The organism is Pseudoalteromonas sp. BSi20495, assembly GCF_000241185.1.
GTDB lineage: Bacteria > Pseudomonadota > Gammaproteobacteria > Enterobacterales > Alteromonadaceae > Pseudoalteromonas > Pseudoalteromonas fuliginea.
Genome location: NZ_BADY01000026.1, coordinates 84,767 through 106,079 on the forward strand (window position 1 = coordinate 84,767; position 21,313 = coordinate 106,079).

The 21,313-nt window shown below is 39.6% G+C and carries 16 protein-coding genes; 11 read left to right on the forward strand and 5 right to left on the reverse strand.

The window, feature by feature from the left end:
• Positions 1 to 148: 148 nt before the first annotated feature.
• The 3 genes from P20495_RS15860 to P20495_RS15850 all read left to right on the forward strand — a co-directional run bounded on the left by P20495_RS15860 (position 149) and on the right by P20495_RS15850 (position 3,722).
• Positions 149 to 1,153, forward strand: coding sequence for a LacI family DNA-binding transcriptional regulator (locus P20495_RS15860; protein WP_008134483.1), 1,005 nt, complete (start codon positions 149 to 151; stop codon positions 1,151 to 1,153).
• Positions 1,150 to 2,379, forward strand: coding sequence for a glycosyltransferase (locus P20495_RS15855; protein ID WP_008134484.1), 1,230 nt, complete (start codon positions 1,150 to 1,152; stop codon positions 2,377 to 2,379). Before P20495_RS15860 ends, P20495_RS15855 begins: the two co-directional genes overlap by 4 nt.
• Before the next feature lie 116 nt (positions 2,380 to 2,495).
• Entirely contained in the window at positions 2,496 to 3,722 is a 1,227-nt protein-coding gene (locus tag P20495_RS15850) for a threonine/serine exporter ThrE family protein (protein ID WP_008134486.1), read from the forward strand.
• 370 nt (positions 3,723 to 4,092) lie between these two features.
• Here the strand turns inward: P20495_RS15850 and P20495_RS15845 are convergent, their stop codons facing one another.
• Together P20495_RS15845 and poxB are read right to left on the reverse strand one after the other, a co-directional pair.
• Positions 4,093 to 4,440, reverse strand: a complete 348-nt coding sequence (locus tag P20495_RS15845) for a hypothetical protein (RefSeq protein ID WP_008134487.1) — start codon at positions 4,438 to 4,440, stop codon at positions 4,093 to 4,095.
• Between the two features lie 259 nt (positions 4,441 to 4,699).
• Entirely contained in the window at positions 4,700 to 6,424 is a 1,725-nt protein-coding gene (poxB, locus tag P20495_RS15840) for a ubiquinone-dependent pyruvate dehydrogenase (RefSeq protein WP_008134489.1), read from the reverse strand.
• A 321-nt stretch (positions 6,425 to 6,745) separates the two neighbouring features.
• Here poxB and P20495_RS15835 point away from each other — a divergent pair, with 321 nt between their 5' ends.
• Both P20495_RS15835 and P20495_RS15830 read left to right on the forward strand, forming a co-directional pair.
• Positions 6,746 to 8,401 (forward strand): RluA family pseudouridine synthase, encoded by a 1,656-nt coding sequence (locus tag P20495_RS15835; RefSeq protein WP_008134491.1) that lies wholly within the window; start codon positions 6,746 to 6,748, stop codon positions 8,399 to 8,401.
• A gap of 177 nt (positions 8,402 to 8,578) precedes the next feature.
• Positions 8,579 to 10,498: a GGDEF domain-containing protein gene (locus P20495_RS15830; protein ID WP_008134493.1), complete on the forward strand. Its 1,920-nt coding sequence runs from the start codon at positions 8,579 to 8,581 to the stop codon at positions 10,496 to 10,498.
• Positions 10,499 to 10,534: 36 nt separating this feature from the next.
• Here P20495_RS15830 and P20495_RS15825 read toward each other — a convergent pair whose 3' ends face one another.
• Together P20495_RS15825 and P20495_RS15820 are read right to left on the reverse strand one after the other, a co-directional pair.
• Positions 10,535 to 10,753: a DUF6500 family protein gene (locus tag P20495_RS15825; RefSeq protein WP_007377212.1), complete on the reverse strand. Its 219-nt coding sequence runs from the start codon at positions 10,751 to 10,753 to the stop codon at positions 10,535 to 10,537.
• 26 nt (positions 10,754 to 10,779) lie between these two features.
• A complete protein-coding gene (locus P20495_RS15820) occupies positions 10,780 to 10,953 on the reverse strand; it encodes a hypothetical protein (RefSeq protein WP_242401459.1) in 174 nt (57 codons plus the stop codon).
• Positions 10,954 to 11,492: 539 nt separating this feature from the next.
• Between P20495_RS15820 and P20495_RS15815 the strand changes: the two genes are divergently transcribed.
• Positions 11,493 to 11,918, forward strand: a complete 426-nt coding sequence (locus P20495_RS15815) for a hemerythrin domain-containing protein (RefSeq protein WP_008134499.1) — start codon at positions 11,493 to 11,495, stop codon at positions 11,916 to 11,918.
• A gap of 86 nt (positions 11,919 to 12,004) precedes the next feature.
• Here P20495_RS15815 and P20495_RS15810 read toward each other — a convergent pair whose 3' ends face one another.
• Positions 12,005 to 12,418 carry a hypothetical protein gene (locus tag P20495_RS15810; RefSeq protein WP_007377208.1) on the reverse strand — a complete coding sequence of 138 codons (414 nt, stop codon included), beginning with the start codon at positions 12,416 to 12,418 and terminating at the stop codon, positions 12,005 to 12,007.
• Between the two features lie 416 nt (positions 12,419 to 12,834).
• Here P20495_RS15810 and P20495_RS15805 point away from each other — a divergent pair, with 416 nt between their 5' ends.
• Genes P20495_RS15805 through P20495_RS15785 form a run of 5 tightly spaced genes read left to right on the forward strand, consistent with a single transcriptional unit; the run spans position 12,835 to position 21,252 of the window.
• Positions 12,835 to 15,195, forward strand: coding sequence for a TonB-dependent siderophore receptor (locus tag P20495_RS15805; RefSeq protein WP_008134502.1), 2,361 nt, complete (start codon positions 12,835 to 12,837; stop codon positions 15,193 to 15,195).
• A 10-nt stretch (positions 15,196 to 15,205) separates the two neighbouring features.
• Positions 15,206 to 17,359, forward strand: coding sequence for an FAD-dependent oxidoreductase (locus tag P20495_RS15800; RefSeq protein WP_008134504.1), 2,154 nt, complete (start codon positions 15,206 to 15,208; stop codon positions 17,357 to 17,359).
• Between the two features lie 2 nt (positions 17,360 to 17,361).
• The gene (locus P20495_RS15795) at positions 17,362 to 18,180 is read left to right on the forward strand and encodes a DUF547 domain-containing protein (RefSeq protein ID WP_008134505.1); all 819 of its coding nucleotides are present in this window, start codon (positions 17,362 to 17,364) and stop codon (positions 18,178 to 18,180) included.
• Positions 18,167 to 19,501 (forward strand): ABC transporter substrate-binding protein, encoded by a 1,335-nt coding sequence (locus P20495_RS15790; protein ID WP_008134506.1) that lies wholly within the window; start codon positions 18,167 to 18,169, stop codon positions 19,499 to 19,501. Before P20495_RS15795 ends, P20495_RS15790 begins: the two co-directional genes overlap by 14 nt.
• The gene (locus P20495_RS15785) at positions 19,498 to 21,252 is read left to right on the forward strand and encodes an ABC transporter permease (RefSeq protein WP_008134507.1); all 1,755 of its coding nucleotides are present in this window, start codon (positions 19,498 to 19,500) and stop codon (positions 21,250 to 21,252) included. The genes P20495_RS15790 and P20495_RS15785 overlap by 4 nt, the downstream gene beginning before the upstream one ends.
• Positions 21,253 to 21,313: the final 61 nt, after the last annotated feature.

Sequence of the window (21,313 nt, forward strand, 5' to 3'; positions counted from 1 at the left end):
TTTTTTACTTTTATAAACGTATATAAACACGTTTTGCTTTGTTCATAAAGCATTAAGCTCGTTTAAAGTATTCCAATAGATGACTTAATAGTGTTATTTAAGCTACACTATTGCGCTATTTATTAACTATTTCGGCACTTTAAGTACAATGCAGAACAGAGCTAAATCAGTCACTATTTTTGATGTTGCAGATCTTGCTGGTGTATCAAAGTCAACCGTATCCTTGGTGCTTACTCAAAGCGATAAAGTCGGCAAAAAAAGTAAACAAAAAGTACTAAAAGCCATTGACGAACTAGGCTACATTTACAATCGCGATGCAGCAGCTATGCGCTCAAGGCGCTCTAACTTAGTCGCTATTGTAATAAACGATTTAACTAATCCGTATATGGCGCAACTCGCGACTAACCTTGAGCGTATTTTAAACGAAAATAACTTACAAGCCATGATAGTAAGTAGTAATAATAATCTTGAGCTGCAAACAAACGCGGTTAAAAACTTAAAAGAATACAACGCCGCCGCATTTATTATTTGCCCTGTTGCTAATACTTGTGCCAAATGGCTCGATACTCTCAGCGCACAGCAAAAAGTAATGACCTTAATGCGAGAAGTTCCCTTTAGCGCAGCGCCATGCGTACTTCCCGATTATAAAAAAGCCAGCCACGTAGCCAGCATGCATTTGCTTGCACAAGGCGTTACACATATTGCATTTATAGGAAGCGAGCTAACGCTAAGCGACTCTCAAGCACTTCAAAGTGGCTTTAATACTGCTTGCTCACAGCACGGCGTTACGCCTTTGGTAGCCATATCATGCAGTCAAAACCAAGCGCTTAGTGCTAAAAATGCATTTATTGAAGCTTACGCAAAACACCCTCAGTTAAGCGCCCTTGTATGCGAAAATGATATAATTGCACAAGGTGTTTTTGCTGCAATACAGACGCTTAACATACCAACCAATAACAATATAAAAATAGCGAGCTGCTACCACTTACCTTATTATAGCGTTATGCCTTACAGCTTAAGCACCGTTGTAATTAACACACATGACATTGCTAAACGTTGTCACCTAGTACTCAAAGAATTGCTACAAAACACAGCTCCGCCAGTAAAAACACTGGTAAATGTAAACTCACTAATTAGAGATTCTAGCCAATGAAAAAAGTGCTGGTAATTGGTTTCGTATGGCCAGAACCAAATTCATCTGCTGCGGGAACGCACATGATGTCGTTATTAAATACTTTTAGAGCGCAAAACTGGGACGTTGAATTTGCAACGCCCGCGCAGCGCACAGAGCACATGGTAAACCTTGACGCTTTTGGCATAACCAGCCAAAGCATTGCACTAAACTGCGATAGCTTTGACGAATACGTTAAAGCCTATAACCCAGATATAGTCATGTTTGACCGTTTTATGATGGAAGAACAATTTGGCTGGCGCGTCGATAAACATTGCCCTCATGCGATTAAAATTTTAGATACCGAAGATTTACAATGTCTGCGTAACGCTCGTCACGAAGCGTTTAAAGGTGAGCGTGAGTTTACAATCAGCGATTTACACTCAGACATAGCAAAACGCGAAATCGCCGCTATTTTACGCTGCGATTTAAACTTAATTATTTCAAGCTATGAAATGCGTTTACTAAGCAGCGTATTTAAAATAGAGCCAAGCTTATTGCACCATTTACCATTTATGGTCGATTTAAGCTCATTACCTGCAAGTACTAAAACGTTTGAGCAGCGCCAACATTTTATGACCATAGGCAATTTTAGGCACGCGCCAAACTGGGATGCCGTGTTGCACTTACAAAAAATATGGCCACTTATTCGCAAGCAACTTCCAAAAGCAGAACTTCATATTTATGGCTCTTATCCACCACCAAAAGCTACGGCGCTAAATAACCCTAAAACAGGGTTTTTAATAAAAGGCTGGGCCGATAATGCGTTTGATGTAATGCAAAGCGCACGTGTATGTTTAGCACCACTGCGCTTTGGTGCTGGCATTAAAGGTAAATTGCTTGAAGCCATGATTATGCAAACACCCAGCGTTACCACCAATATTGGCGTAGAAGGCATGCATGACGATTTACCATGGCCTGGTAAAATAGCCAACACCGCCGACGATTTTGCCAATGCTGCCATTGAAATGTACAACAATCAAAGTGACTTTGAACAAGCACAACAAGATGGCAATACACTCCTTAATACGCTCTACGATAAAGCACAATTGAGCACGGCGTTAATTAAAAAAATCGATTCAATAAGTAGCGATTTAGAGGGTCATCGCGAAAAAAACTTTACAGGCCAAATGCTCAAACATCATACAATGCGCAGCACTCAATACATGTCGCAATGGATAGCTGAAAAAAATAAAAAATTAGATTAAAAATGACTAGACACACACCAATTAGTGTTTAAAATCGCGCCCATCAAACGTGGGCAGTTTTAGCTGTATTGTCTATATTTTTAGCTTAGTTATCGCAATATTTGGTCCAAAAAGATTTGAAAACTGCAACCTTTACAGAAAAACGCAAATTTATCGTTAAATTGGGTAAAATGCTTCACAAGTATGGTACGCCTGCTTACCGCCTAGAAGCCCACCTAATGGAAGTGGCTACCTATTTAGGACTTAAATCGTCGTTTGTTATGTCGCCAACTTCGGTAACGTTTGTTATTTGGACTGATGGCCACGAAGACGAGTACACCCATGTTGCGCGTGTAGACCCTGGCGATCACGATTTAGGCTCACTTGCCGATACCGACGACCTTGTAAACCAAATGCTTGACGACAAGTTAACTTTACAAGAAGTTGACGCCCAGTTAGATGCTATTTACGACATGCCAAACCCATACAATAAACTTGTTACGGGCGTTGCCTTTGCAACTTCTGGTGGTGCGTTTGCCATGTTAATGGGTACTAGCTGGACTGATGTTATTTGGTCATCGCTACTTACTTTGGTTGTTTATGTGTTTGTACTTTGGTCTGGACGCTCAAAACGCGTAGCTCATATGCTTGAACCATTGGTAGCCATAATATCGGCAATACTTGCGTGTGCAGTAAGTGTGTATATAACACCTGAAATAAACATACGTTTGGTGGTACTTTCGGCCATTATTGTGTTTATACCCGGTTTAGCACTTGCGCTTGGCTTAGCAGAGCTTGCGGCGCGGCATTTAGTGTCGGGTACAGCAAGAGTCATGGACTCGTTTATGCTGTTATTTAAACTCTATTTTGGCGGTTTTATTGGTATAGGTATTGGCTTTGCACTCTTTGGGCAAGCTGACTTTGTACAACCTGATCCTCTACCAAAATGGACTGCATGGCTGGCTATATTTTTACTTTGTAGTAGCCTAATCGTTATTTTTAGAACCAAACTTAAACACGCTGTGTGGTCTATAGCATCAGGCTTTATAGCGTACGGCACCAGTATTGGCTCGGCTATGTACCTTGATTACACGTTAGGTACGTTTGTGGGTGCTTTATCGGTGGGTATTTTTAGTAACTTGTTTAACCGCGTTGCTAATGCGCCGGCCTCTATTGTGGCCATGCAAGGCTTAATTGTATTAGTACCAGGTAGCAAAACGTATATTGGCTTAAACTCACTCATTGAAGGCCAAGACTTTATATATGCAGAGCATATAGGCCAGCAAACGTTTTTAATATTTATGTCGCTTGTTGCAGGGCTAATATTTGCAAACGTCGCCCTACCGCCTAAAAAGAGTTTGTAAGTGATACTGAGCACTCGCTTTACTTTAATTGAGTAAAGCGAGTGAAACGTTAAGCTAAAAACAACCGCCAAGTAGCAATTGAGGCCAATACTAAGTGTTTTAGCTCATTACATTGCACTTGAGTCAAACTCAAAAACCTCATAGTGATTCCAACGTAAAAACAGTTCACCGCTTTCTAAATAACCTGAACTCTGGATAATAAATCTATCTCAAGCAGCTATTTTCAGCGCTAACTGCGTTGAATTTACTTGCAATAGGCCAGCTATTGACGCGTAAATTCGCCTTGTTTTCACTAAAAAATCTCTGGCTAGAGAAAATAAATTTAAATATCACTATGATTCAATATTTTAGTAAATCTCTTAACCAGAGTTCAGGTTAAATACAGATTTATGTCATCACTTGATGGATAGCAAAAATCATCCCAGTGATCACAAAAAACTATCCAAGGTAGGGCTAATGCTGTTTCTTGATCCCAGCAAATTGTTACTGTTTCCGAATCATTTACTAAGCCCTTTAACCATTGGCGTGTTAACTCACTCCCTTGTGTGGAGTCGAATCTTTTTGCTCCAAACGGAAAGTTAATGGGTGTGGCGGCAATTAATGCTCTTGCTTGATCTTCACTCAATGGATTGAGTTTATTTAGTGTATCTTTAGAAAAATCACCATGGGATGAGCTAATCCAGCGCCATGCTAAAGAAAAGTCTTCAATTTTAATCACGCTCTATACCTACTTTTATAAACACGTAATTGACCTCATAGGTTATTACTATTACCTACTCTATACAAACTTCATGTTATTTTACCTTTAGTTCAACAAGTTACAAGAAAGCACTATGGTTTATTAATATTTAAGAAAGTATGTCCGACGTTTTTTACATTACGTGAAAGGCATACCTTTGCAATAAGCACATAATAGAGGACATTATTGCTTCATACTTCCCTATTGAGCCAAAGCACTCAATAGGGAAGTAACTTAACTAACGTAACCAATTAGTTTTACCCAGTTCGACAACTTCATCGCCTTTTCCATTTATCAGCGCTTTCATCATGTAAACACTAAAGCCTTTTGCTTGCTCTAATTTGATTTGCGGCGGCATTGAAAGCTCTTGTTTTGCGGTATCGACTTCTAAAACAACAGGTCCTGAATGGTTCATCATCTCGCTCATTGCCGATGGTAATTTTTTAGGGTCGTCCACATGAATCCCTTTTAAGCCACAGGCCTGTGCAATGTTAGCAAAGCTTGGGTTTTCTAAATCGGTATCGCTTGATAAAAACCCACTGGCTTTCATTTCCATAGCCACAAAACTAAGTGAGCGATTATTATAAACAACAATCTTTATTGGTAAATTGAGCTGTTTAAGTGAGATTAAGTCCCCCATTAACATCGAAAAGCCACCATCACCACACATTGCAATGACTTGGCGATCTCTATCTACAGATTGAACCCCCATTGCCTGCGACATAGCATTTGCCATAGAGCCATGATTAAACGATCCAATTAAGCGGCGCTTACCATTCATTGATAAATAACGCGCAGCCCACACTGTTGGCGTACCTACATCACAAGTAAAAACAGCATCGTCAGTCGCTTGTTCGTTGAGTAAACGTGTTAGGTATTGCGGATGAATTAAATTTTGCGAGGTTTTGCCACTGGCAAGTTCATCAAGATCTTGTCGAGACTCTTTGTAATTTTTAACACATTTTTGTAAGTGCGAACTTGTCCGTTCACCTTTAATATAATCAAGCAGTGTGGTCACTGAATTTTTAGTATCCCCTAACACGCCACAGTCAATTTGCACGTGTCGCCCGAGTGACGCAGCCTGATTATCAATTTGTAATATGGTGGTATTTTCGGGATAAAAAGCACGATAAGGAAAACTAGTACCAATCATTAATAACGTATCGGCTTCTTGCATTGCATGATAGCCCGACGCAAAACCAATAAATCCGGTCATACCAACATCATAAGGGTTATCGTATTCAATAAACTCTTTACCGCGCATGGCATGCACTATCGGTGCTTGTAATTTTTCGGCTAGCGCAACAATTTCGTCGTGGGCATTCTTACAACCAGCACCACACAATAAGGTTACTTTTTTACTTTTATTAAGATGAGTCGCCATCGCTTCAATATCAGATAAAGCGGGGGTATAAGTTGCTAGTTTTGGCACGTTCCATTTTGGCTTGATAGCTTTAGGCATATCTTTTAATGCAATGTCGCCAGGTAGCACAAGTACACTCACGCCTTTGTTTAATATTGCTTGTCGCATTGCGGTTTCTAGCAGGTACGGCATTTGCTCGGGGCTCGAAACCATTTCACAATACACACTGCATTCTTTAAATAATTCTTGCGGATGGGTTTCTTGAAAATAACTACTGCCAATTTCAGATGAAGGAATGTGTGCGGCAATAGCTAATACTGGTACATTATTGCGCTGACAATCAAATAAGCCATTAATTAAATGAAGGTTACCTGGCCCGCAAGAACCCGCACACACCGCAAGCTCGCCTGATAAATGGGCTTCGCCACCAGCTGCAAATGCGGCAACTTCTTCATGTCGCGTTCCTAGCCATTCAATTGTTCCCATTTTTCGCAGACTTTCACTAATGCCGTTAAGTGAATCGCCAGTTACTCCCCAAATACGTTTTACGCCCGCTTGTTCGAGGGTTTTAGTGATAAAACTTGCGATATTTTGACTCATAATATAGAACTCCTAAATATTCAGTTATTCTGTAAATTGATTTTTCGTCTCTGATCTATCAGGTAAGTCATCGTTTCGAAATGCGCTCAATTATTGAGAATCGATAAGCTTAAATATTTTGATAATGATAGATATATTACTACTGAGACTTTACTAACAAACGATACTCCTAGGTTTGCTGCGACCCCATACTGATACATAAAACATGAATGTCCGCTTTAAAGTGTTTATGAATATGCGGGTGCGAGATTTTTAGTGGCTTAACTATGAATATGTTATTATGCGCTCAATTATTTTACTGAATGCTTTTCTCATACTTCTATGTCAAATTCTGCTTCTTGCTTTACATTATTTTCTCAAAATATTGATGCTCTCGCGCTTTCTGAAAAGTTTACTTTCCCTTTTTATTACGAGCCGCAACCATTAGCTGTAGCAGCCACAAAACAATTACAGCAACAACTTGAAACGTTAACGCATTTAAAAGCAGAAAATGCAGGTAAAATGTTTGGGGTTTTAGTGGTGCAAAATGCTAAGCAACAATTAGGCTTTTTAAGCGCTTATTCGGGGCAAATTGAAGGTGATAAAAGCAACATTAGCTTTGTGCCGCCTGTTTCTAGCATGCAGCTGCAAGACGATAGCTATTTGGCTCAAAGTAAAATAATTAACGATATTAATGCTCAAATTGAGCAATTAGAAAATAGTGAACAACTGCATGAAGTTAATAGCAAACTTGATGATGCAACACAGAGCTACCAGCAAGCGCTATTAGCTCAACAGGCAGTAATGCAAACCGGTCGCCAACAACGAAAAACACAACGTACCGAAGGTGAATTAGAGCTTAGCGAAAGTGATTTTGAGCAGTTAAAAAATAAGCTTGCAGGGCAAAGCATCGTAGAAAAAAAGCAACTGCTGGCACTTAAAGCCTATTGGCAAAATATAATCGAGTCACTGCAGCAAACACACATCAATATTTCTGATGAAATTGCTCATTTAAAAAAGCGCCGTAAAACGCTTTCTAAAAGCTTACAAAAAAAGTTATTTGCTCAGTACCAGTTTTTAAATGCAAATGGTGAAACTACAGACTTAAATGCCATATTCGCAGCATTACCTGAGCACACTCCTCCTTCGGGTGCTGGCGATTGTGCAGCGCCTAAATTATTACAATACGCCTATAAACATGACTTAAAGCCACTTGCTATGGCTGAGTTTTGGTGGGGAGCAGCACCTAAATCAGCAATTAGGCAGCATAAAAACTACTACCCTTCTTGTTACAGTAAATGCCAACCAATACTTGGGCACATGCTAAAGGGTTTAGATGTTGAAGATAACCCGCTACTTATTAACCCAGCTCAGGGTAAAGATTTAAGTATTGTTTATAAAGATGACGACTTACTTGTGGTAAATAAGCCCGCTGAGTTTTTATCGGTACCTGGCGTTAATATTGATGACTCAGTTTATATGCGAATCAAAACGCAGTTTCCAGAGGCATCAGGGCCACTAATTGTTCACAGATTAGATATGTCGACTTCTGGGTTATTGATGATTGCGCTTAATAAACGCGTGCACAAAGCACTGCAAAAGCAGTTTATTGAACGCACCATAGATAAACGTTATGTAGCATTAGTTAATGGTAACGTAGCTGAGGATAGCGGAGTAATTGATTTGCCCTTAGTGCTCGACTTTGATGATAAACCGCGCCAAATGGTGTGTTACACACACGGTAAGCCATCACTTACTACCTGGCAGGTTTTAGAGCGTAACAACAATATTACCCGATTACAGTTATACCCTAAAACAGGGCGAACTCATCAATTAAGAGTGCATTGTGCGCACAGCTTAGGTTTAAACATGCCAATTATAGGCGACACACATTACGGGCAAAAGGCCGATAGATTACATTTACATGCAGAATACTTAGCATTTACTCACCCTATTACGCTTAAACGATTAGAGTTTGAAGTAGCCGCTGATTTTTAATAAAACACTTTGCTATAACAGCTATATTATTCAATGTGTTGGTTTTTATTAAATTTAATTGATATTGTTTGTGGTCTTTTTCTTCAATGATGAGTATAAAAAACTGTTCAAACCCAAGTTTATTAAGCACTGTGAATAAGTATTTCAATAATAAAAATAAATCAGCAAAGGATTAACATGGCTAACAATACACAAATAAAGATTTTAGGTAATACTTTATGGGCAAAGTATATTGTTCTCCTTTTATTTTTACTTTTTAGTAAACTTGCCTCTGCTAACGGCGTTTCATTAAATGCAACTTCACATGCGCTAGACTTTGACACGACTCAAACTCTCATCAATAGCATAAAACTAAATGAATTAGACTATCTTCAAAATGAAGACAAACTCGCTCAAGCGTTTAAAATAAGCAAAGAGCAAAATTGGGAAAAACTTCATCTAGAAGCGGCCGCTTTGTATGCGGAGCTACTTTTTAGACAAGAAAAATACGCAGCGTTAAATACTCACTTATCCTATTACTTAAAGAACAAAGAGTTACCAAACCAAAAAAGTGTATATTTATTATTTCTCGAATCACAACTCAAGTCTCTAGCGAGGGATGCAAACCCAGCTCCAGCACACATGCTAGCCACAAAATTAGAAGAGAGCTTGCAACAGCATTTATCTAAAGAAAAAATTATTATTTTACGAGCACTTGCTTACTATTACACCGATACAGATGCATTGAAAAAGACCCTAAATGTTGCACTAGAAGGGCTAGAATTAGCATTAAAAGATGACGACTCAGCATCTCAGGGATACTTTTTTAGAAAAATAGCCGATGCATATAATTATCTAAACGAAAAAGACAAAGCCATATATTATGCAAAAAAAGCGGTTGCAGCATATGAGCAAACACAAGATGGGCTTTTTACTGCAAAAGCATATTGGAGTTTAGGCAATATATTGCTCGAGATAAAAAAACCTAAAGATGCCTTAATATACCTAGACAAAGCATTGCTCTATTTTAAAAAAGCTAATATGCAAAAAGGCTTAACCTTTGCCCAATACTCAATTGCTAGCATTGAGTACTTACAAGCAAACTACGATAAAGCTTTAACTTTAACTAAAGAGAACATTGAGCTTGCTCGTTCTGCAGGTGTACACGACATGCAACTCGCATCGCTCATTTTGTTAGCTGACATATATATAAAACTAGATTTACTTGAGCAAGCAAATGAAGCAAACGATGAGGTGTTTTTAAACTTAGATAAATTCAGCCGCAGTATTTATAAAGCCGATTTTTTAAGTAAACGCTATGAGTTAAAGCGACACCTTAACTACACTAACGAGGCTTTTGAAGCAATTGAACAAAAGCTCCTTTATACAAAAAAACACTACGAAGCTACCAGTGAAAGTAATATAAAAACACTACAGGTACAGTTTGAAGTAAAAGAAAAAGAAGAGAAAATACAGCAACTAGAGTACGCAAAAGATATTAGTGAACTACAAGCTAAAGAAGAGTACCAACAAAAAATAATTTGGCGACTCAGCGCTGCTATTGCGTTTATTTTAGTGATTGCTTCATTATTTTTATTTTATCGGCAAGCTCGACAACGTCAAAAATATCACGATATTTCATTAACAGATTATCTAACAAATAGCCCTAATCGCAGAGGAATAATACGCGCAGCAGAAACAAAGCTTGATGAAGGTAGAATGACAATAGCAATTGTTGACTTAGACTACTTTAAAAAAATTAACGACCAATTTGGTCACAATGTTGGAGATTTAGTTCTTATTGCCTTTGCAAAAGCTGCAAAAGAAACACTAGGTAATGATCATCAGTTTGGCCGTTACGGCGGCGAAGAATGGTTGTTTGCACTTAATTTGGTTGACGAACTAGCTATTCGAGATATATTTGACCAGCTCGCCACTAGGTTTACCGAGCATTGTAGTAATATAAAAGACCTTCCTAGTGATACAAAAATCACTTTTAGTGTGGGAGCCTCTGTAAGTAGCCCTTTAAAAAGCACACTAGATGTTCTTATTAAACATGCAGATAAATTACTTTATAAAGCAAAAGAAAACGGAAGAAACCAAGTCGTTGTTGATTAAATAAGCACAGCTAAAAGTACTTGCTCATTTACTTGACTAAAGTCCATCTAAAACCATCTGTTTAATTTTATGTGCTTTTACAAAATGATCTAATTTATGGGTGTGTATCCACCAAGTAGCGGCCTCCATAAGTAGCTCTGGGTCGTCGTTTTTATTAGCAAAAAATGCATAAAAAGAAAGCCCTACATTTTCGCCTTTAGCTGCTATTTTTTTATCGCATACGGTAATTATTTTTGCTCTTAGTTCTTCTCTCATACATACCTTATTTAATTATATTTTTACTATTTAAATACGCCATTTAAAAAACTAACTATTAGCTGTAAAAGGCTTCTATCACCCAAGCCATGATTCTCAAGCTCTTTATTAGGCATATTAACTTTTGCAGCTTTGCATTCATTATCTAATGTCTCATTTTTACGTGTATCGGTTTCGTATGCAATATCTGCTTGTTCCATACATTTTGCCGAGGCTGCGCCGCACAAGCGCTTAGTAATAAAAAAAGTGAAATTACTATCAATAATTGCTTCATAAATAATCCTATTTTTACGCAACTTATTTACTTTAAATCACAGCTGCAAGTTAGGGTCAGAACGCGAGGCAGTACTACATGCACTCAGTAGAGCGCACAGCAATAATGCGGCGATGGGGCTTTTTATGTTCATCCTTAAACTATCCTATTAAGTTAACGTGCTACTAGGCATTTATGTGTGAGAGTAATATATAGGTTGTACCCAAATAACACTGATACTTTATCACTGCTATAAAATAAACAACCAGTAAATATTTGTAAGGTTCTGTAGGAATTTATACTCACTTTTATAATTGAACTACGCAAAAGCCTGAAATTATTGCATTCATATCACTGTAAAATTTACAGTGATCGCAGCCAAGGAATAAAAAATTAAATTAAATTTATTAAAATACAATAACTTAATATTTGGCATTTAGTTTGCTAGTTAATGATATAAGCAAATAAATTGTAAAAGGACTAGTTATGAATATTTTTGAAGCACTACGTCACGATCACGACAAACAACGAGAATTGGTAGATGCGCTTATTCAAACACACGGCGACACAGAGCAGCGCCACACGCTAATGGATGAGCTAAAAACAGAATTAGAAAATCACGCAAAATTTGAAGAACGTTACTTTTATAACCCACTTATGTTTGATGACTTAACTCACGAAAAAGCGCGCCACAGCGTAGCTGAACATCACGAAATTGATGAATTAATTGAACAACTTGAAGATACCGAAATGAGCTCGTCTGCATGGTTAGTTGCAGCTAAAAAGCTACACCATTTGGTACATCATCATTTGAGTGAAGAAGAACACGAAGTGTTTCAATTAGCGGGTAAAGCACTTACCGAAGGGCAAAAAGAGAGCCTTGCTGAGCAATACAACGACGCAATGCATTAGTTGCATAACATGCAAACCGACTTCCACACACTCCCTGTGTACTTATTGGTTATAAGCCATATGGCTTATAACCATTTTTTCTTTTACTACTTCACAGTAAATTTCACGTCTTGGTCGCGTAATAAGTAAAGTGCAAAACACGCAGCCCACATTGGCCATGCAGTGAAGAATAATAAGTTGTTGAAGCCATCAATGTATTGGTTATAAGATGAAAGCGTAGACAAACCATGCATCACAAAAATCACACCATAAGTAATGCGTTTTTTAATACCCGCTAAAAATGCCAATACTAATACAAGTTGCAGAGCACCGATAACATAAGCAACCATGTCTGATGAACCGCTGATCCCATAAAAGTGCTCGAAAATACGTGCGCTATGGCCTGGATTTACGAATTTATCGAATGTCCACATAATCATTACAATAAAAACGCCCAAACGAAGCGATAAAAGAGACCACTGCAGACGATTTTGTACGTCTGAACTCATTGAACCTGTCATAAAATTCCCTCAAAAATGTATAAATAAACCTTGAAGTAATCAAGACCGTATTAGTTAGTTTTTATTTCAACACAGCGTAATTATTTTTGCTTATTTTACTTTTAGAAAATAAAGCGTGGATTATTTGAAATATGCAGATTTATTATATGAAAGTTAATACATAATAAAAGGTTAACGACCCAAAAGTAGACTACAATAAAAAAGCCGATTAAAAGCAATAATTTACAGGGAATATCATACAATTGCTCTATTGATGTTTCATCCACTAATGAAACAACATTACTTAATTACAGCCCCTAAAAAGCAACTGTTTTTATAATGTTCTATAAACAAAAAGAATCGAAGTTTTACTGAAAGTTATTTTTAAACCTTTCGGTCTTTATCGACATCAACATATAACCGTAGAGAGAAAACGTTTGAAACACGCATACTTGGCTTTATCCTTAGCCGCCATATTAAATACACCACTTAACTCATTTGCAGCTGAAGAATTAAAAATAACAAAAAATGATGTAATAGAGCACATTGAAGTGGCGGGCCAAATTACTAAATCTCAAGGCCTTTCAGTTAAAGATACCACTGTAGATGGCCCGTTTGGTGATAACTTAGCACTACAAGATATAGCCCGCTCGGTAACACCAATTTCAAGTGAGTTAATAGAGCAACTTAATATTACTACGCTACAAGATGTATTAGCAGTAAGCCCTAATACCTATTCAGCGAGTGGCTTTGGTGCACCAAGTTTGCCAACAATTCGCGGACAATTGGGTGAGCTTTTTCAAGATGGTACACGCCGCCAAGCTGGCAATAATGGTTTTGGGGTGCCGTTATCGTTCAACGCAGTAGAACAAATTGATGTTGTAAAAGGCGCACCGCCGGTTCTATTTGGCTCAAGTCAACGTAACGGCGGCTTTGTGAATCTACATTCTAAAAAAGCATCTACCGATGAAAGCAAAGGCAAAGCAAGTTTATCCGCAGGCCGGTGGGATCAATACCGCGTTTTGGTCGATTACAGCGCACCGATTGTAAAAGACAAAGTTGGCTTTAGAGTAAGCGCTGAGCACATAGATAACGGCAGTTACTATGATTTTTCAGGTACTAAAAGTGACAGCCTATTTGCTGCCCTTCGGGTATTACCTGATGACAAGAGCAGCTGGGATCTTAACTTTGAGTTGTACCAAGTTGAATTTACCGATAACGCAGGTATTAACCGCCCAACACAAGCACTCATAGATCATGGCTTATACATTACTGGCCAAGGCGTACAAGCAAACGGCAGCACAATACCAGCAGCAGGGTCTATCATTTCGCCTACTGGACAAGTAAAAATAGACCGCAGCACGGTACTTACCGATCCTGATAACCAAAACGAAGCTACTACTTACTTACTACACAGCATTTATAAGCGTGAACTTTCCAGCAATGCATCAATAAAAAACATTACGTATTTTCAGCACTTACAACGCGAAGAAATTGCACAAAACAGCTTTGTTGAAATTATAGACGGTGCCGATACCGCGCAAAATCGTACCGAATTGACTTACCAATGGAGCAATGAACAGCAAACAATTTTTGCATTTGATGTGCGCTATAATCGCGTATTCGGCTATAGCCAATTTACTACCGAAGCCGACTTGCCTATTGATTTAACTGGCCCAATTTCAAATCGTCGTATTCCTTTAACCGATACGCAACAAGCGCGTTTAATTGAAATTAGCCCGGGGGTGTTCGTATCCCCTGGTGGCCAGTACGATATTAATAACGATGGTAGCGGCGACTTTAACTTATCAGACACTACGGACTCTCGCTCATGGCAAACTGGGCTTGCTATTCAGCAAGATTCAGATTGGACAAATAAGTTTCATACAAGCGTAGGTTATCGTGTTGATTATTATGATGTAGATGCGCGCGACCCAATCGCACCACAAGGTCAAGTTGCAGCAAGTGATAGCATTAATGACACGCTGCAATCGGGTCAAGTTAGCTTTAATTACAAACTAAATAATGATTACACCACTTACGGTGCAGCAAGTTATAACGAAGCTACATCAAACAGCATGGCTGGCGGTACATCACTGGGTGGCGACAACACAATCAGTGCACAAAATTTTGCTACCGAAAACACCCTTGTTGAGTTTGGTTTAAAATACGCACCAACCGACAGCGATTGGTACGCCGATGGTGCTTTGTTTAGCCAACGTCGTAGTTTACGTAACCGCGATGGAAGCAATACCGGTATTCGTACACAAGGGTTTGAAGGCCAAGTGTTTTACGATGCCTACCCTTATTGGTTAAGTGCCGGCTACAGTTATATTGATGCACGTTACGACAACTCTGCAAGCAGTCAAGATTCAGCGCAAGTAGCAGATGCATTTGACAACTCTCGTCCAGATATTATCGCAGGCACCGGTGTTGGTGCCCCAAGCTTTACACCATTTGCACGCTCTAATCGCCAAGTTCAAGGCATTCCTGAGCAATCGTTCAGTTTTAACGGAAATTATTCAATTAATTCGAAATGGCAAACGGGTTTTTCAGGTCTATATACAAAGAGTTACCCATTGGACTTTTTAGCGACGGTAAAAATTCGTGATCAGTACACATTAAACGTAAATACTAGCTATGCTTTTACGCCTAGTACTAAATTACGTTTAGATGTAAATAACGTCACAAATCAAAAAAACTGGCGCCCCGTATTTGAAGGCGGTTACTTTGGTGCAACTTTAGCTTTTCCTGAGTTGCCAATAAACGCCAAGTTAACCCTTACGCATAGTTTTTAAGAGAGAGAACATGATTAAAAAAACATTTCTATTATTGATTGCAGCGGCCGCCGTCGGCCTGTTCTTTCATTTTGACTTACACCAATTACTTACGCTTGATGGCTTAAAAGGGTCAATGGATCAGTTTAGCGATTACAAAGAGCAGTCACCGTTGTTGGTTATTGGTGGGTTCTTTTTACTATACGTAGTTGTAACAGCTCTCTCGTTACCGGGCGCCGCTATTTTAACACTTGCCGCAGGTGCATTGTTTGGCTTGGTAGAGGGTTTATTAGTTGCATCTTTTGCCTCAACTATTGGCGCTACACTTGCTTTTTTAGTATCGCGTTACTTACTACGCGACACTATTAAACAACGTTTTCCTGAGCGCTTAGCCGCAATTGATGCAGGCGTTGAAAAAGAAGGTGGATTTTACTTATTTACTCTTCGTTTAGTGCCGGTGTTTCCGTTCTTTTTAATAAACCTACTAATGGGTGTTACCTCAATAAAGTCATGGACTTATTACTGGGTAAGCCAAGCAGGTATGCTAGCCGGTACGTTTGTATTTGTTAATGCAGGTACGCAACTGGCGCAAATAGAGAGCTTATCTGGAATTTTATCATTCAACTTAATCTTATCATTCGCTTTATTGGGTATTTTTCCATTCATTGCTAAAGGAATTTTAAACGTGTTTAAAAAACGTCGCGTATACAAAAACTACACTAAACCTAAAAAATTCGACCGTAACATGATTGTTATTGGTGCAGGCGCTGGTGGTTTAGTAACAAGTTATATTGCTGCTGCGGTTAAAGCAAAAGTAACCCTTATTGAAGCGGGCGAAATGGGCGGCGATTGTTTAAACTACGGTTGTGTTCCAAGTAAAGCAGTCATTAAAAGCGCTAAAATTGCAGAGCAAATTCGCCACGGTGAAAACTATGGTTTAGAAAACACAACTCCACAGTTTTCGTTCAAAAAAGTAATGGCACGTGTACATAAAGTAATTGCAGATGTAGCACCACACGACAGTGTTGAGCGCTACACCAATCTAGGCGTAGATGTAGTAAAAGGTTACGGTAAATTAATCGACCCGTGGACTGTAGAAATTAAACTTAACGATGGCGGCACGCAAACATTAACTGCACGCACCATTGTTATTGCAACTGGCGCACGCCCATTTGTACCGCCACTACCTGGTATTGAAGAAACAGGCTATGTAACAAGCGATACATTGTGGAATAAATTTGCAGAGCTAGATGAAGCCCCTAAAAAACTTGTAGTACTTGGTGGTGGCCCAATTGGTAGCGAATTAGCACAAAGCTTTGCACGTTTAGGTTCAAGTGTTACGCAAATTGAAATGAGCGAACGCATCATGATCAAAGAAGATCTTGAAGTGTCTACTTTTGCTCACGAAGCGTTAACCGAAAGTGGCGTTAATATTTTAACATCGCATCAGGCATTACGTTGCGAAGCTCGCGATGGTAAAAAATATATTGTTGTTAAACATAACGACAAAGAAATAGATATTGAATACGATGAGCTACTATGTGCCGTTGGTCGAAGTGCGCGCCTTAAAGGTTACGGTCTTGAAGAGCTAGGCATTGAAACAAACCGCACAGTAGTAACTAACGAATACCTAGAAACACTGTACCCAAATATTTTTGCAGCTGGCGATATTGTAGGTCCATACCAGTTTACACACGTGGCAGCTCATCAGGGTTGGTACGCAGCGGTAAATGGCTTATTTGGTCACCTTAAAAAGTTTAAAGTAGATTACCGTGTTATTCCGTGGACTACGTTTATTGATCCAGAAGTTGCACGTGTTGGCTTAAACGAGCAAGACGCAAAAGACAAAGGCATAGATTACGAAATTACTCGCTTTGAATTTGAAGAGCTAGACCGTGCAATTACCGACAGCGCTACAAAAGGCTTTATTAAAGTGATTACACCCAAAGGCAAAGACAAAATATTGGGTGTTACTGTAGTATCTGAACACGCTGGCGATTTAATTGCTGAGTTTGTACTGGCAATGAAACACGGCTTAGGCCTTAACAAAATACTCGGTACTATACACAGCTACCCTACTTGGGCTGAAGGTAATAAATACGCAGCAGGTGAGTGGAAACGCGCTCATGCACCTGAAAAAGTGCTTAACTTGCTTGAAAAATACCACACTTGGCGTCGAGGTTAATTATGTTTAAAACACCTCTAAAAGCATTGCTACTTGGTTCGGCTTTAGTTGTAACATCGTTTGCAACGTCATTTTCGACTCAAGCCCAAAACATGCACGATAGCTGGAATACATTGTTAAATAAGCATGTTGTCGCTATTAACCATAATCACAGTACTGAGGTTGATTACGCTGCCATAAAACGTGAGCATGCACAGCTAAAAATGTATTTAGATTCGTTAACGGCTGTAACGCAAAGCGAATTTGACGCATGGGAAAAACCTAAGCAACTCGCTTTTTTAATCAATGCATATAACGCATGGACTGTTGAACTTATATTGACTAAGTATCCAGATCTTAAATCAATCAAAGAGTTAGGGAGTTTTTTTAGCTCACCGTGGAGTAAAGAGTTCATTCCTTTACTTGGCAAAACTCGCAGCCTTGATGATATAGAGCACGGTTTAATACGTGGCAGCGGGAAATACAACGACCCACGCATTCACTTTGCAGTAAATTGCGCGAGTATTGGTTGCCCTGCACTTCGAGAAGAAGCGTATACAGCCACTGATTTAGAGAGCCAATTGCAAGAGCAAACGGTGCGCTTTTTATCAGATATGACACGTAATATGGCCCAAGAAAATACGCTAAGCCTCTCTTCAATATTTAAGTGGTACGGCGATGACTTTGAAAAAGGCTTTCGAGGTGCAAACACGCTACAGCAGTTTTTCTTGCAATACAGCGATGCACTTAAACTGATACCAGCTCAGCAAAAAGCACTTAAAAATGATGACATGGAAGTTAAATTTTTAGACTACAACTGGGATTTAAATGTTCGCCATTAAGTTTTGGCAAACACAGGCGCGATACAGCTTTTGCTGTGTCGCGTTTTACGTTTGTACAATCGCAAATTCAGCTGTTTTTTCGAGCACTGTGTTTGCTAATACCGTTATTACTGCAAATAATAAAAGTGATTTGGTAATACACACACAGCAGCAATCTCGATGGCAACAAGTTCAAGCACTTGGTAGTAATCAAGATGTATACTTTTATGCATGGGGCGGCGACGCACAAATAAATGCGTATATTCAATGGGCTGCGCAGCAAGTTAAAACTAAGTACAACATTAACTTAGTGCATGTAAAACTAAGCGACACCAGCGAAGCGGTAAGCCGTGTACTTGCCGAAAAATCAGCAAACAACAACAGCCAAGGCAGCGTAGATTTAATGTGGATCAACGGGGCTAACTTTGCCACCATGAGTGAGCATTCTCTTCTTTTAAAAAAATGGGCGAGTAAACTCCCCTACTTTGCATTAACCGATGCTGCTAATAACCCTGCTGTAACCTTTGATTTTGGTTTACCTACCAATGGCATGGAAGCGCCATGGGGGCAAGCGTCACTTACGTTTTATTACGACAGCATTGTAATAAATGGTAAGGCAAACAATAAATTGCCGACGACATTAAACGAATTATTAAACTGGAGCGCGCAAAACCTTGGTCGCTTTAGCTACCCAAAGCCGCCTGACTTTTTAGGTATGAGCTTTTTAAAATACGCCTTAGTTGTACTGCATCAGCAAAGCAGCGAAAATATTAAAGCGCAGCTAAACCAACCAGCTACAACTAAAAACACAGCGCAAGTGTTAAACCCACTGTGGGACTTTTTAGATAAACTACACCCAACGCTTTGGCGTGGTGGCACTCATTTTATGCAAAGTGGTGCTCAAATGCGCCGCCTTGTGGACGATACAGAGTTGAGTTTAGCCTTTACTTTTTCAGCACCTGAAGTACCGGCAGCTGTAAAACGCTATGACTTACCAAACAGCATTCGCAGCTATGCAATGAGTGATGGCAGTTTAAGTAATACCCATTTTGTGGCAATCCCTTACAATGCAAGCCACCAGCAAAGTGCGCAATTAGTGGCTAATTTTTTACTCAGCCCTGAGGCGCAAGCCCAAAAACAAAAAGCGCATATATGGGGCGATAAAAGCGTACTTATTCAATCAACGTTAACGCCCGATCAGCAAGCCTTATTTAAAACGGCTAAACCGCATCCAAGTGCACTGCCTTTAAACAGTATTAAACGCACATTGAGCGAACCTCATCCAAGCTGGGTAAACGCCATTATGCAAGGTTGGCAAACCCGTTATGGAGTAAGCCAATGAGCGTTATTTCAAAAAGTGTACCAGTAAATACCAAAGCAACAACGCAGTGCAGCACCGATATGTTTACGCGCATTGTAAAATTTAGCCCGCGATTTTTACTCGCTTTACTTATACTACCCGTACTTGGTGGCTTAATTAGCGTATTGCTGCCTGCCTTTGGTTATGCGCCCGTACTTGAGCAAACAACGCTTAGCTTGCAAGGTTTTCATGCCCTTTGGCAAACACCCGGCCTTACCCAAATGGTTACCTTAAGCGTTGCAACGGGCTTAATAAGTACCTTGCTTGCATTTATCATTACCTTAATGATTTTAGCTGCGTTTTTTAATAGCCCGTGGCTTAACCGAATTCAGCGTTTATTGAGCCCTATATTAGTGATACCTCATGCCGCAGCGGCTATTGCAGTAGGGTTTTTAATTGCCCCTTCAGGTATGATTTCACGCTTAGCCTCGCCTTGGTTAAGCGGCTGGGAACTTGCGCCAAACGGCATGTTTCCACATGACTCGTTCGGTATTAGTATTATTTTAGGCTTAACACTCAAAGAGCTTCCCTTTTTATTACTAATGGCACTGGGCGTACTTGCTCAACCTGAGCTTGGCAAAAAATTACGCCAACAACATAAGGTTGCGCTTAACTTGGGTTATTGCCCAATGACCGCTTTTTTTAAAGTAATACTGCCAAGTCTTTATCCGCTGTTGCGTTTGCCGCTTTTAGCCGTGCTTGCCTATGCAAGTGCCAGTGTAGAAATGCCTCTTATATTAGGCCCAAATACACCACCCACGTTGGCGGTTGCAATAATGCATTGGTTTAACGATGTTGATTTAAACCTGCGCATTAAAGCCTCAGCGGGTGCTTTATTACAGCTGGCTGTTACAGGCGGTTTGTTAGCGCTTTGGCTTGGCGCAGAAAAGGCCGTAAAAGTGCTATTTAGCGACTCCCTCACTAATGGAGTGCGCGAATACGGCGGATTTTATTGGCAAAAAATAACGGTAGTACTCACCACATTAGTAATTAGCTTTATACTGTTGTCACTTATTGGTTTAGTTATGTGGTCGGTTGCAGGTTTTTGGCGTTTTCCAGATGCAATGCCTGAGCAATTTACGCTACTGCATTTTAAAAGTGCGCTAATGCAAATGGGCAGCCCGCTTTTTAATACGCTAGCAATCGGTTTAGTAACCACACTATTTGCCATTATTCTTACTCTATTGTGTTTAGAATCAGAGCAGTTGAGTGACAAACCTATTTCTCGTTTTACCAGTTTAATTATTTACTTACCGTTATTAGTACCCAGTATTGCCTTTTTGTTTGGGCTAGTATGGATACAACAATTGGTAAATAACCAAGCCGCATTTTTTAATGTGGTACTTACGCATTTACTGTTTGTGTTGCCTTATGTGTTTTTGTCACTTGCGAGCAGTTATAGGCGCTTAGATCCTCGTTTTGCTCATGTTGCAGCATGCCTAGGCGCAGCGCCATGCAAGGTGTTTTTTAAAGTAAAACTACCTCAGTTGTTTGCCCCTATTTTAATTGCAGCCGCACTGGGCTTAGCAATTAGTTTTGGACAATACCTCCCCACGCTTTTAGCTGGCGGCGGGCGCATAGCCACAATAACAACCGAAGCTGTTACGCTTGCCAATGGCGCAAGCAGACGCACCAGTGCCGTGTACGCTATTATGCAAATGGCGTTGCCACTTATTGGATTTATACTGGCATGGGGTTTACCTAAATATTTTTTCAAAAGTGCACGTGTTTAAAGTACGCAAGTTTAAAAGTGCACATATTTAAAGCACCCATGTTTAACACTATCAATCAGGG

Excerpts from the sequence above, each read along its gene's own strand:
- P20495_RS15825 (WP_007377212.1), bottom strand. The coding sequence starts at position 10,753 with ATGAGAGAAGAACTAAGAGCAAAAATAATTACCGTATGCGATAAAAAA.
- P20495_RS15820 (WP_242401459.1), bottom strand. The coding sequence starts at position 10,953 with ATGGAACAAGCAGATATTGCATACGAAACCGATACACGTAAAAATGAG.
- P20495_RS15785 (WP_008134507.1), top strand. The coding sequence starts at position 19,498 with ATGAGCGTTATTTCAAAAAGTGTACCAGTAAATACCAAAGCAACAACG.
- P20495_RS15860 (WP_008134483.1), top strand. The coding sequence starts at position 149 with ATGCAGAACAGAGCTAAATCAGTCACTATTTTTGATGTTGCAGATCTT.
- P20495_RS15795 (WP_008134505.1), top strand. The coding sequence starts at position 17,362 with ATGTTTAAAACACCTCTAAAAGCATTGCTACTTGGTTCGGCTTTAGTT.
- P20495_RS15835 (WP_008134491.1), top strand. The coding sequence starts at position 6,746 with ATGTCAAATTCTGCTTCTTGCTTTACATTATTTTCTCAAAATATTGAT.
- P20495_RS15810 (WP_007377208.1), bottom strand. The coding sequence starts at position 12,418 with ATGACAGGTTCAATGAGTTCAGACGTACAAAATCGTCTGCAGTGGTCT.
- P20495_RS15790 (WP_008134506.1), top strand. The coding sequence starts at position 18,167 with ATGTTCGCCATTAAGTTTTGGCAAACACAGGCGCGATACAGCTTTTGC.
- P20495_RS15815 (WP_008134499.1), top strand. The coding sequence starts at position 11,493 with ATGAATATTTTTGAAGCACTACGTCACGATCACGACAAACAACGAGAA.
- poxB (WP_008134489.1), bottom strand. The coding sequence starts at position 6,424 with ATGAGTCAAAATATCGCAAGTTTTATCACTAAAACCCTCGAACAAGCG.
- P20495_RS15800 (WP_008134504.1), top strand. The coding sequence starts at position 15,206 with ATGATTAAAAAAACATTTCTATTATTGATTGCAGCGGCCGCCGTCGGC.
- P20495_RS15855 (WP_008134484.1), top strand. The coding sequence starts at position 1,150 with ATGAAAAAAGTGCTGGTAATTGGTTTCGTATGGCCAGAACCAAATTCA.
- P20495_RS15830 (WP_008134493.1), top strand. The coding sequence starts at position 8,579 with ATGGCTAACAATACACAAATAAAGATTTTAGGTAATACTTTATGGGCA.